This window comes from Ruegeria sp. MALMAid1280, from assembly GCF_049195285.1.
Classification (GTDB): domain Bacteria; phylum Pseudomonadota; class Alphaproteobacteria; order Rhodobacterales; family Rhodobacteraceae; genus Ruegeria.
Window position 1 is genome coordinate 26,484 of record NZ_JBMIRT010000050.1, and the last position, 12,237, is coordinate 38,720.

Consider the following 12,237-nt stretch of genomic DNA (forward strand, 5'->3'; position numbering starts at 1 on the left):
GAAGCAGGGCACGGAGTCATCCCTTACGCACCCGGTAGTCCGATCATCAACGACACTGCAGAAAATCACACTCCGCATGCGGCAATGGGGGAAACCGCAGATCAAGCTATGAGCGAAGCTTGAATTAAAGGCCGCGCACATCGGGACGCGGCCTTAATTGCTTGCAATCAAGCGTCTGAAAAGGAAGCACAAAATGAACACCCATTACAGTGATCGGCGCAAGATCGACCCAAGCCAGGGCGTTCGTCTTGGCGATGGGACGGCAAATGACGGCGACCGGGTCGAGATTGGGCCGACCGCGCTTGCCCATGCTGAATGGCGCGAGGCGGGGTTGGCGCTGCCCGACCTGACCGAGATGCGCAAGGCCCGGCACAAGCGCCTGACCGACGCCATCGTGGCCCGCGGTTATGGGGGTCTGCTGATGTTCGATCCGCTGAACATCCGCTATGCGACCGACACGACGAACATGCAATTGTGGAACACCCACAACCCGTTCCGGGCCTGCCTGCTCTGTGCCGACGGATACATGGTGCTTTGGGACTACAAGAACGCTCCGTTCCTCGCCGAGTATAATCCGCTCGTCCGCGAGAGCCGGTCCGGCGCTGACATGTTCTATTTCGCCCGTGGCGACCGGATTGGGCCAGCGGCCGAGGCCTTCGCCGCTGAGGTGGCCGACCTGCTGGCCACCCACGCGCCGGGCCATACGCAGATCGGGATAGACAAGATCCAGCCTGCCGGACTGGACGCGATCCGCCGAGCGGGGCTGGAGTATCGCGACGGCGAGGAAGTCACCGAACGCACACGGGGCATCAAGACCGAGCATGAGTTACGCGCCATGCGCTGCGCCATTCATTCCTGCGAGCGTTCGATGGCCGCCATGGAAGACTTCGCGCGCACCGAAATTCCAAAGGGCGGGGTGACCGAGGACGATGTCTGGGCCGTGCTTCATGCCGAGAATATCAAGCGTGGCGGCGAATGGATCGAAACGCGGCTGCTCACCTCGGGGCCACGCACCAACCCGTGGTTCCAGGAATGCGGGCCCCGGGTCATTGCCGAGAACGAGATCCTCGCCTTCGACACTGATCTGATCGGGCCATATGGTATCTGCGCGGACCTCAGTCGCACATGGTGGATCGGTGACGAACTGGCGCCGAAACATATGCGTGAAAGCTACGCCGAGGCCGTCGAGCACATCCGCTACAACACGGCGCTCCTGAAACCCGGTCTTCACATGGAGGATCTGACACGGTCATTGCATGTGCTGCAGGACAAGTATCAGGCGCTGAAATATTCCTCTCCGATGCATGGTGTGGGCCTGTGCGACGAATGGCCATTGATCGCCTATCCCGACCGGCTGGTGGATGGCGCCTTCGACGCCATTCTTGAACCCGGCCTGACGCTGTGCGTCGAAGCGCTGGTGGGTGAGGTCGGCGGCGACCACATGGTCAAGCTGGAGGATCAGGGAGTTGTGACTGAAAGCGGGTTCGAAACGATTTCGACCTACCCGCTCGATAAGCGCCTGATGGGAGAAACGGCCTAGCTAGCATTCGCAATATCCAAAGCCCGCCAGCAAACCCATGACACGGTCCGCTGACGGTTCAAAATCAGCATACAATGGAGGAAAGTATGAAACCACCTTTAGGCGAATTGGACATTCCAGTTTCAGACAGCGGCTTTTATGAAGGGTTCTCAAAGAACGTTGCCGTGTCCGCGAAAATCCTGGTGGGTTTGCTCATCGTGTGGGCCGTGGCCTTTCCGGAGAGTGCTGCAGAGACACTAGGAGCATTGAATGGCTTAATTCTGGCGAGCTTTAACTCTTGGTACATCTACGCGGTAGCGTTTTTCCTGATACTCTGCCTTGTTCTTGCGGCATTGCCGGCTTCTGGCAGGCTTCGGCTGGGCCAGGACGATGAAAGGCCTGAATTTTCGAATTTCTCATGGTTTTCAATGATGTTCAGCGCCGGGATCGGCATTGGGATGCTGACCTTTGCGACAGCCGAACCGATTTACCATTTTCAGAACAACCCCCACGTGATTATGGGAGAGGTGTCCGCGCAATCGGCAGAGACCGTAAGGTCGGCTTATATCTGGTCATTTGCGCATTGGGGGCTATCGGCCTGGGCTTGCTATGCAATTGCCGGACTGGGGTTCGCGTATTTCTCATACCGCAGGGGTCTGCCACTTACGGTACGCACCGCGCTCATCCCGCTTTTCGGCAAGTCGCTTTCGGGCCCGATTGGCCATGTCATCGATATCGTGGCTGTGGTGGCAACTATTCTGGGCGTTGCCCAGACCCTTGGCTTTGGTGTCGAGCAGTTTGTAGCCGGCCTTAACCGGATTGGTTTCGGTGACTGGTTGCTGGTGACCGGTGAGGGAGGAACACAGAAAGCGTCCTTTGCTGCCATCATCTTCGCCCTTGTGGTTATCATGGGTGCGTCGACCCTGTCCGCACTTTCCGGTGTCGGCAAGGGGATCAAGTGGCTCTCCAATATCAATATGGGGCTGAGCTTTTTCTTGTTGGTGTTCTTCCTGATTTTCGGTGCAACATTCTTCAGTCTGAAGGCCATGTTTGTCGGTATCTGGGATTACCTGCTGGCGCTGCCGGGAATCAGCTTTACCGTCTGGTCAGATGATGGAACCGAAACGGGCGCCGCACTCGCCGGCTGGCAAGGCGGCTGGACGGTCTTCTACTGGGCCTGGTGGATCGCAGTGACCCCGTTCGTTGGTCTGTTTCTTGCCAGGGTTTCGCGTGGGCGCACAGTGCGCGAGTTCGTGTTGGGTGCAATGCTTGTCCCGGCAATGATGTGTTTCATCTGGTTCGCCTTTGTTGGCGGTACGGCCATCCACCTTGAACTTACAGGTGAGGCTGGGGGCTCGATTCTGGGCGCAGGGATCTCGGACCAGCTGTTTGCGACACTGGCCGTTATTCTCAACGACAATCTGACGTGGGTCTTCTCAGTTATCGTTGTGGTACTTCTTTTGACATATCTCGTGACCACGGCAGACTCCGCTGTTTTGATCGTAAATACAATCAACGCCGCGGGTGACGACGGCCCGAAAGCCAAACCTCACATCTATTTCTGGGGCGTCGCCCTGGCATTGGTGGTCGGGGCCCTGCTTGTCATTGGGGGTCTGGGAGCCATTCAAACCGCCATGGTTATTGCAGCTTTGCCATTCAGTTTGGCGATGGTTCTGATGGGCTTTGCACTGATCAAGGCGATCTACAACGATAGCCGAAGAATTGCCGAAGGTGTTCCGACCACCGCCCCGGCATCTGCTGCGGAATGAAACTTGATAGTGATGAAAGGACTTCGAGATGAAAACGCGTAAATCTTTTGCAGCTATCAGTGTGGCGTCCGCGGTAACTGCCGCTTCTGCAGTCTCGGCGGCCGACATGGTCATTGGCGTCCCGAACTGGCCATCGGGGGAAGCCACCGCACATATTCTGAAGGTTGCCTTGGAAAGTCGGCTGGACTTGGACGTCGAATTGCAGGACAGCACCAATGCAGCCATGTTTGCGGCTATGGATGCCGGAACCCTGCATGTGCATCCTGAGGTCTGGCTGCCCAGCCTCGACTACCTTCGACGGGAATATGTCGACGGCCGAAAAACGGTTCAGGTCAAGGCCAGTGGCCCCAAGGGGGCGCAAGGAATGTGCGTCACAAAGGGCACGGCGGAACGCACTGGTATCACGGATATCAAGCAGCTTTCCGATCCGGAGATGGCTCAGAAATTTGATAGTAACGGAGACGGAAAAGGTGAAGTCTGGATCGGTGCAGAAGGTTGGACTTCCACTTCCATCGAACAGGTCCGTGCACGTTCTTACGGCTATCACAAGACTATGAGCCTCCGAATCATGGACGAAGCCGACGCCTTGGCAGAACTGGGGGCTGCTGCCGGGCGGAATGAGAATGTCGTATTCTATTGCTATCAGCCGCACTACATGTTCGAAGTGCACGACCTTGTTGTTCTGAACGAGCCAGCGCACGTTAGTTCAAAGTGGATTATCGTGCCGCCCAACTCGATCCCGGGCTGGTTGGAGAAATCGACTGCCGGTGTCGCCTGGGATACTGACGATCTTCATGTCAGCTACGCGACCAGCCTGGAAAGCGCGCAGCCTGATGCCGTCGCAATGCTAAGCAATGTCAATTTGGAGACCGATATGCTCTCGGAAATGTCCTTTGCCTTGGCGGTCGAGAAAAAGGACCCCGAGGCATTTGCAAAGCAATGGGTTGAAGACAACTCGGCTGTTGTCGACAGTTGGTTCCGGTAGTGACATAGGTTACCAAAAAATGCTTCGGGCGGTAACAAATTCCACTAGAGTGTTTGATACCCTTACGCCTTCCGGTCCAGAAGACCGGGAGGCTGGCAATAGTGCTGATCGGCTTTGCTCTGATCAAGGCAATCATCAACGATAGCCGCCGGAACGCAGTTGGTGTTACCTCAACAGTTTCGGATGCGGACCCAATGGTGGCCGAATAAAGTTTGAATAGTCATTGAGTGCCTACAGATCGTTTGTGGGCGCTCTTTCCGCATTCAATCGGTGGAATGAAAGGTGAAACAATTTCAAGGCAGCTGTCATTGCGGTTCTGTAGAATTCACATTTTCGATACCGGACATCGATCATGCAATGCGATGCGATTGTTCATTATGCTCCAGAAAAGGCATGGTGATGAGTGCAACAGTAATACCGCCTGAAGATATTAAAATCTGGTGTGAGCAGGGTGTTCTCTCAAGTTACCAATTTGGCACAGAAACGGCGCGGCACTATTTTTGCAATCGCTGCGGAATTCACACATTCGTCGAGACGCGGCTGAACCCGGGCCACTATCGAGTTAACCTCGGATGCATCGATGAGTTGGACGCTCTTCGCCTACCTGAAATAATCTATGACGGAAAAAATCTCTGACGCGACCAAGGCGCCTCTTGTGGTCAGAACATCTGAAATGCAATGACTAGGCCGACGATCTAGCTCCGAGATGAATTGACATATTTGTTCTGGCTCGGCTGCCCGAAACTATAAATGCGGCCAAAGGTACTGGATCCTATGCGGCTTCAGATTTCCTCAGCGCCAGAAAAGTCATCATCCCCAGCGGCGGCAGAGACCTTTGCTCTTCGACGACAAGGGCATCCTCTTTCAACACGGTCTCAATCTCAAAATCTGAATGCCAGCCGATTGTATTTGCCAGCGGGGCAAAAACCCGTTCCAGAGAGGCAAGCAGCCCCTGCTTTCGTTGGAAATGGTTGGTGATCACTACTCGGCCACCCGGTTTGCAGACCCGCGCTATTTCTGCCATCACCCTTTCCGGTTCCGGAACGACCGACAGCACATGCATTGCTGCAATCGTGTCGAAATGGTTGTCCGGAAAATCGAGCGCTCGGGCATCCATTTGCCGAAGTTCCGAAACATTGTACAGCGATAGACTTTGCACTTTGTCGCGCGCCTTTTGCAGCATGTCCTCGCTGAAGTCGATGCCGGTCACCTGAATCTCGGGCCTGTAGTGTTCCAGGGACAGCCCGGTGCCCACACCAACTTCCAGCACTTTACCAGGATGACCGTTGATATAGTCAACCGCATGCTGTCGCCCGACATTGGTGACGGCCCCAAAGGTCTTGTCATAGACGGGTGCCCAGCGAGCGTAAGAGGTTTGAACGGCTTTGATGTCCATTTCGTGTCCTTAACGGTTAGAGGGTACTTCCCTGTCAATCCATGCCCAGGCGACCATTCCCACATACCCGAAACAAAGCGCTATCAGTGTGGCCCAGGCAAAGGTCAACAGCGCGGCCCCCACAACAGCGACACCGATGAGAAAAAACTTCGCGTTCTCGCGCGAAATCCGCGTGGTCTTGAAAGACCAGGTCGATATGCGGCTGATAAGCAGAAGACCGATGATCACCATGTAGAGGCAAATCACTATACTGGGCAGCAATGGAGCGTTCGCAAAAGCGAAAGACAAATACATTGGCAACATGACCAGCAGTGCCCCTGCCGGAGCCGGAACCCCTTCGAAATAGGCTTTGTCCTGATCGCAGGTCTCGGATTTGCCACCCACGTTAAACCGCGCCAGACGCATAACACAGCACACTGCAAAAAACAGAACGGCAATCCACGCCGCGCTGCGTATGTCCTGCAAAGCCCAGAAATAGAGAACGAGCGGTGGCGCGACCCCGAAGTTCAGAAAATCTGCAAGTGAGTCCAGCTCCGCCCCCAGTTTGCTGTCACTGCTGAGAAGGCGGGCAATGCGGCCATCCAGCCCATCCAGCACACAGGCGGCAATAATGAGCTGCACCGCAAGCACGTAGTTGCCCTGAACGCCAAATCTGATTGCTGACAGGCCCGCGCAAATGGCCGTTATCGTCAGCGCATTGGGCAACAAATGGATTATCGCAAACCCGGTCTCTTCTTTCTGTTTGGATGGTTCTGTCACTGATCCAGCCACCTACTTTTCATTGGGTGTGTGTAAGCTGGCAAGGATCGTTTCACCGGCAATCATCGTTTGCCCGACACGCACTTGCGGGTCCACGCCTTCTGGAAGATAGACATCCAGCCGAGACCCGAAACGGATCAATCCAAACCGGTCTCCTGTTTGCATCGTGTCGCCGGGTTTCGTGAAGCAGACGATCCGTCTGGCCACCAGACCAGCAATCTGAACGACGGCTAGGTCCTGACCGTCTTTCATACGGATACGCAGGCTGTTGCGCTCGTTATCGGCACTGGCCTTGTCCAGAGATGCGTTGAAGAACTTGCCGGGGTGGTAGGCAACTGCGGTTATCTCACCTTCAATAGGCGTCCGGTTCACATGACAGTTAAAGACACTCATGAACACACTGACACGAGTGAGAGGTGTGTCGGGCATCCCAAGTTCTTTCGGCGGTACCGCAGGTTCGATCAGCGAAACCACCCCGTCCGCCGGGCTAACAATCAGGCCTTCTTCTGTCGGTGGCACACGTTCAGGATCGCGAAAGAAATAGTAGCACCAAACCGTGAGGCCGACGCCAATCCAGCCCAGAATGTCGGACAAGAGAAACAGACCGACCGTTATGGCGGCAAAGATTGCGACAAACCGAATGCCTTCGGGATGCATCGGTTTGATGAACGTATCGCGCATGCGCATTGCAAGCTTTCCCCCAGGGTCACTAGACGGCACTTTCATAAGTGGATTGGTGTGGAACGCAAGTGTGACTAGCGCGACCGGCGTCAATTAAAATTAGGGTGTTACAAGTTGATGGGCACTATTTACAGCACCTCGGCGCTTAGGCTTCGGCCTTGTGACCGGTAAGGTAAATTATGTTAAGAGCGACTTTCATTGAACTGCAGGATTGGTCTACTGAAGCAAAAGCCCAGTTCTCATATCCAGCCGCGGGTTCCGTACAGCTTGCTCAGCCACCGTCTCCGAGCATCTTGATTGCAGCCAGAAGGCGGGAGATTTCCTGTTCGGTGTTGTAGTGACAGAACGAGATGCGAATACAGTCCGTCAGGCCAAGTGGCGTAAGCACGTTGCCGGAATAGTGGTCAGCCTTGCGCGTGTGGGTGCGGATACCCTGTTGGTTCAGGGTTTCAACCACATCTTCAGAGGCCTTGCCCTCGATCACAATGGAGACCAGCCCCTCGCGCGCCGGGTTGTCGGCCCCCGCCAGAATTGTGACATGGTCCATGTCGCGCAGACCCGGCAGGTTGCCGGTACCGTTGATGGCTGTGTTGGTCAGGTGGGTTTCATAGGCGTGGATGGCGCGGCCCGCGGCTTCGATCCGCTTCCGGGTGTCACCCTCATCCGAAACCTCACCCCCCAGCCAGTCGAAATAGGCCACCACATCCGACACGGTCGCGTAAGAGCCGGTGTCACGGGTGCCGAACTCCCACCCTGTGGCGGGGGCGTCGATCAGCATGTCGTGGGGCGTAGCGCTCAGCCGGTCGGAAATCCAGGCGATGCCGTAACCATGGCGCGAAAACACTTTGTAGGGTGAAATCACATAGCCATCGATGTCATAGGCCTCCAGATCCATTTGCCCGTGCGCCGCGTGCTGGATGCCGTCGACGATGATCATGCAATCCGGCGACACTGCCCGGATTGCGGCCGAAATCGCCGCCACATCCATGCCCATGCCAGTCACGGGCGACGCGTGCAGGATCGTCGCCATCGCCACATCCGGGGTCAGCTGTGCGGTGTAATCCTCGGCAGTAACCAGACCGGTTTCGTTGTCGTGAGGGACGTTCACATAGTCCAGCCCGGCAATCCCGGACCAGCGGCGCGCGGCGCTGCGGGTGGCAGGGTGTTCGATGGACGACCCGATCACCTTGGCCCCTTTCGGTGCGGCCAGACAGGCGGTGCGGATCAGGCGGAACAGAAGCTCGGTACCGCTTTCACCGGCAAAGAACTGACCGGTCGAGGCGTTCATAAATACCGCCAGATCGTCTTTGGCCCTGTTGATCACCTGCTGGGTGCCCTGCCCCGCCGGATTGATGCGGCCCGGATTGTCAGGGATCGCCGCATAAAATGCCGAGGTCGCGGCCACTGATTTCAGCGTCAGCGCACCACCGGCGTTTTCAAAGAAGATACGCTCGCCCTGAAATGGGCAGTTTTCGACATGGGCAAACCGGTCGCGGATGGCGTTGATCAGGGCGGGGTCGTTCTGAATCATGGGTCGGTCCTGTAAGTTTGCATAGGGCGCGGGACAGCGGCTCTTGGCAATCATCGTCACTGGCAGAGAGGATGCAATCTTTCACGTTGCCGACATCAGATTGTCTGCCACCGTCATCGCCCCCTGGACCCTGCGTCGGCAAAAGGGTGCCGCCGGGGCAACCCAAGACCCATTTATGCTCGTGTTTTGGTATAGTCGACGGGAGATTTGAGGGTGAACCGAAGCGGTCGGCAATATTTTTTGTCGAAACTGCGCGTTTCATCAGTGCTGGGATAAAATGGCGGAGGTTTCGCGCAATGAGCTTAGGGAAAAGGCCCGGCCCGGGTGACTCATGCGCTTCAGGAGTGTGCTATGTTTAAAGATTTCTTTCCCGCAACCGTTTTGACCACCGTAATGCTGACCGGCTCTGCCGTGGCAGCGGATGAGAATGTGATGGTGGTGTTTGACGGCTCGAATTCCATGTGGGGTCAGATCGACGGCACGGCAAAAATTGAAATCGCCCGGGGCGTCATGGAAAACCTGCTGGGAGAATGGGTCGAGGACCGCAATGTCGGGCTGATGGCCTATGGCCACCGCCGCCGGGGAGATTGCGGCGACATCGAGGTTCTGGTCGAACCCGGCCAGCAAGCGCGCGGGGTCATTCTGGATCAGATCAACGCGATATCGCCGATCGGAAAGACCCCTCTGACCGACGCGGTCGAGGCTGCGGCCAAGGCGCTGTCCTACACCGATCAACCGGCAACCGTCGTGTTGATTTCCGACGGGCTGGAAAGCTGCGAACGTGATCCCTGCGCCTTGGCGCAGGCGCTGGAGCAAGGAGGGGTAGGTTTCACAGCGCACGTGGTGGGGTTTGGGCTGGGTGCGGATGAAGATGCAAGCTCGCTGGCCTGTATCGCCGAAAATACCGGCGGTCAGTATATCACCGCCGCCAATTCGCAGGAGCTCGGCGCCGCGCTCAGCGCCGTGGGCACCGCGGTGGCAGAAACAGACCCAACCCCCGAACCCGAGCCTGTGGTTCAGGATGTTGTGGTTGAGGCCCCCGCGATGGCCGTGGGTGGATCTGATCTGGTTGTACGCTGGATGCCGACGGTCGAGGAAAGCGACTATATCAACATTGTCCCGGTCGGCACCGATCCGGCTGTCTTTGGCAGCTATGTGCGTATCGGCGGAGCCGAAGAGGTCAATATCACGGTTCCAGGTAGTGAGGGCCTGTACGAGATCAGGTATCTGCACAACCAAAGTAAAGAGGTACTGGGACAGGCCACGCTTGAGGTGACAAAGCCCGAGGTTGAGCTGACCGCAGCTGATACGGTGCAGACCGGTGCGAAACTCTGGGTCGCATGGTCAACGGTGATCAACCGGCGGGATTATGTGGCGATAGTGCCGGTGGGATCCGATCCCGGCACTTTTGGCAATTATCAGGCTGTCGGCAGCACGACCGAAACAACCCTGAATGCCCCCGCCGATCCTGGCCTCTATGAGCTGCGCTATATCCTGAATATCGACAAGCGCACGGTGGCGTCGCGGCAGGTCGAGGTGACCGATCCTCAGGTGGTTCTGCAGATCCCTGAAAGTGCTCTGACCGGGTCCGTGTTCGAGGTCGCCTGGGGCGGTGCGGTCAGCCCGCAGGATTATATCAACATCGTCCCGATTGGGACCGACGAAGGCAAGTTTGGCAATTACCTCACTGTCGGCGATGCCTCGAAAGGGAAGCTGAAGGCACCTGCCGAACCGGGCATGTACGAAGTGCGCTATGTCCTGCGCGAAGGCAGCAAAACGCTGGCGCGCGAAACGATGGAGATTGCGTCCCCCGAGGTCTCGATATCGGGTCCAGAACAAGTTATGACCGGATCAAAGTTCGAGGTGTCCTGGACCGGCCGGGTCAACACTCAGGACTATGCCGCCATTGTCCCCGCCGGGTCGGATGACGGAGTTTTTGGCAATTACGCCGTGGTCCGGGACGGCGATGCTGCAGTACTGACAGCGCCGGCCGAACCGGGCCTCTATGAGCTGCGCTACATCCTGCGCGAGGGGTCGAAAACACTGGCGACCGCGACGATCGAAATCCTATCCCCGCAGGTTACAATCGACGCGCCAGACACGGTCATCGCGGGATCGAAGTTCAAGGTTGCCTGGACCGGCGCCGCAAATGCGCAGGATTATATCAATATCGTCCCTGCGGGCACCGAAGAGGGGAAATACGGCAACTACATCGTGGTCCGAGACAACAGCAGCGGCGATGTTCAGGCCCCGGCCGAGACGGGTTTATATGAAATCCGCTATGTCTTGCGCGAAGGGTCGAAAACCATCGCAACGGCCATGGTCGAGGTGACCGACCCCGAGGTGACAGTCACCACTGTTGACGAAGTGCGTGCGGGCGACACGTTGCGGGTGTCCTGGACCGGGACGGTCAGCACGAATGACTACATCAATCTGGTGCCGATGGGCACGCCGGATGGTGACTACGGCGTCTATGCCCAAGTGCGCGGGCAGACCGAGCTTGATCTGAAAGCCCCGGCCGAAACCGGCCTGTACGAGGTCCGTTATCAGCTGCGCGAAGGCAACCGGGTGCTGGCCCGTCAGACGGTCGAGGTTCTGGCCGCGGACGCGGCGCTGGAAACCGGCGCGTCGCTTGAGGCCCCCGACAGTGCCCCCGCAGGCAGCAGTATCTCGGTCGGGTGGCAATCCGACAGTCAAAGCGCCGATCAGCGCATCACGCTGGCGCGCAGCGAACAGGCCATATTTACCTGGATTTCAGCGCAAAAGATCAGCGGTGATCCCCCAATCGAGATGACCTTGCCGGATGAGCCCGGCGTCTATGAGATCCGGCTGCTGGACCTTGCGAACAAGGCGGTGCTGTCCCGCAAGGTGATCAAGGCAGAATAGCGTCCGACCGGCCGCCCAGCCGCCGGTCATCTGCGACGAATAGTAATAGGCAATCGCCTGGGTCCGGCTTTTCACCAGTCGTTTGCCCATAGACGACAAAGCGCGGGGCGTTGGCCTGTTCGCGCATTAATTCGATCAGTTTCGCCGCCCCCAAAACAGGAAGGTTCCAGTCCACCACTCCGACCTGAACCGGAACTCGCATCACGGTTCCCAGAATCCCCTCAGCCGTCGCCGAGTTCGCCATCAACGAGAATCGCGGGTCGCGTTCAAAGAATTCTGGTATGGCAGACAGGACCAGTGGATTGCTGTCCGTCAGCTGACATCGATCGGAGCGTTAGCGGTAGCAGATTTCTTATTCACCCTACTCTTATCAAAAACCACCCGTTAGAGTAGGTATGAAATTGGTATACTTTGGTATTTTTACCTAAATAGGTAGGTTATTTCCTATCAAGTTAGGCATCCTAAAGCAGTAGTAAGTTACGTTGCATTACAGGACAAGTCCGCGTTTTCTAATCGGCAACGTAACACAACAGGCCGCAGCGCCCGACCAACTGCCGAGGATGTCTAACGATGACTTTTCAGATTTTCCCACCGCTTGAGATCCCCGAGACTCTTGCTGCTGGTCCGGGGCCGGGCAATACCGACGCTCGTGTTCTTCAGGCTTTTTCCAGTGCGGGCGTTGCGGATCACATGCAGGGCGACGTGCTGCGG

At 56.9% G+C, this 12,237-nt stretch carries 10 protein-coding genes and 1 pseudogene; 6 read left to right on the plus strand and 5 right to left on the minus strand.

All coding sequences use genetic code 11. The features are described 5' to 3' along the window. Positions 1-193 precede the first annotated feature (193 nt). From dddP to ACOQFT_RS14340, 4 genes are all read left to right on the plus strand, one after another. Entirely contained in the window at positions 194-1,540 is a 1,347-nt protein-coding gene (dddP, locus tag ACOQFT_RS14325; protein WP_421598572.1) for a dimethylsulfonioproprionate lyase DddP, read from the plus strand. 86 nt (positions 1,541-1,626) lie between these two features. Next, positions 1,627-3,288 (plus strand): BCCT family transporter, encoded by a 1,662-nt coding sequence (locus ACOQFT_RS14330; protein ID WP_421598573.1) that lies wholly within the window; start codon positions 1,627-1,629, stop codon positions 3,286-3,288. A gap of 28 nt (positions 3,289-3,316) precedes the next feature. Beyond that, positions 3,317-4,273 (plus strand): glycine betaine ABC transporter substrate-binding protein, encoded by a 957-nt coding sequence (locus ACOQFT_RS14335; protein ID WP_421598574.1) that lies wholly within the window; start codon positions 3,317-3,319, stop codon positions 4,271-4,273. 357 nt (positions 4,274-4,630) lie between these two features. Next, a complete protein-coding gene (locus ACOQFT_RS14340) occupies positions 4,631-4,909 on the plus strand; it encodes a GFA family protein (RefSeq protein WP_421598581.1) in 279 nt (92 codons plus the stop codon). Between the two features lie 136 nt (positions 4,910-5,045). Here ACOQFT_RS14340 and ACOQFT_RS14345 read toward each other — a convergent pair whose 3' ends face one another. The 4 genes from ACOQFT_RS14345 to ACOQFT_RS14360 all read right to left on the minus strand — a co-directional run bounded on the left by ACOQFT_RS14345 (position 5,046) and on the right by ACOQFT_RS14360 (position 8,640). Next, positions 5,046-5,669, minus strand: coding sequence for a class I SAM-dependent methyltransferase (locus tag ACOQFT_RS14345; RefSeq protein ID WP_421598575.1), 624 nt, complete (start codon positions 5,667-5,669; stop codon positions 5,046-5,048). Between the two features lie 9 nt (positions 5,670-5,678). Then, positions 5,679-6,428, minus strand: a complete 750-nt coding sequence (gene pssA, locus ACOQFT_RS14350; RefSeq protein WP_421598576.1) for a CDP-diacylglycerol--serine O-phosphatidyltransferase — start codon at positions 6,426-6,428, stop codon at positions 5,679-5,681. A gap of 12 nt (positions 6,429-6,440) precedes the next feature. Then, positions 6,441-7,115 carry a phosphatidylserine decarboxylase gene (locus ACOQFT_RS14355; protein WP_421598577.1) on the minus strand — a complete coding sequence of 225 codons (675 nt, stop codon included), beginning with the start codon at positions 7,113-7,115 and terminating at the stop codon, positions 6,441-6,443. A 265-nt stretch (positions 7,116-7,380) separates the two neighbouring features. Then, positions 7,381-8,640 carry an aminotransferase class V-fold PLP-dependent enzyme gene (locus tag ACOQFT_RS14360; protein WP_421598578.1) on the minus strand — a complete coding sequence of 420 codons (1,260 nt, stop codon included), beginning with the start codon at positions 8,638-8,640 and terminating at the stop codon, positions 7,381-7,383. Positions 8,641-8,991: 351 nt separating this feature from the next. Between ACOQFT_RS14360 and ACOQFT_RS14365 the strand changes: the two genes are divergently transcribed. Next, positions 8,992-11,526, plus strand: coding sequence for a vWA domain-containing protein (locus ACOQFT_RS14365; RefSeq protein ID WP_421598579.1), 2,535 nt, complete (start codon positions 8,992-8,994; stop codon positions 11,524-11,526). Here the strand turns inward: ACOQFT_RS14365 and ACOQFT_RS14370 are convergent. Then, on the minus strand, positions 11,513-11,770 hold the full coding sequence (locus tag ACOQFT_RS14370; RefSeq protein ID WP_421598580.1) for a hypothetical protein: 258 nt from the start codon (positions 11,768-11,770) through the stop codon (positions 11,513-11,515). The two genes, ACOQFT_RS14365 and ACOQFT_RS14370, sit on opposite strands and share 14 nt — an antisense overlap. Positions 11,771-12,096: 326 nt before the next feature. On the opposite strand from ACOQFT_RS14370, the pseudogene ACOQFT_RS14375 reads away from it, so the two are divergent. After that, positions 12,097-12,237, plus strand: a pseudogene (locus tag ACOQFT_RS14375) (aminotransferase); the annotation flags it as partial.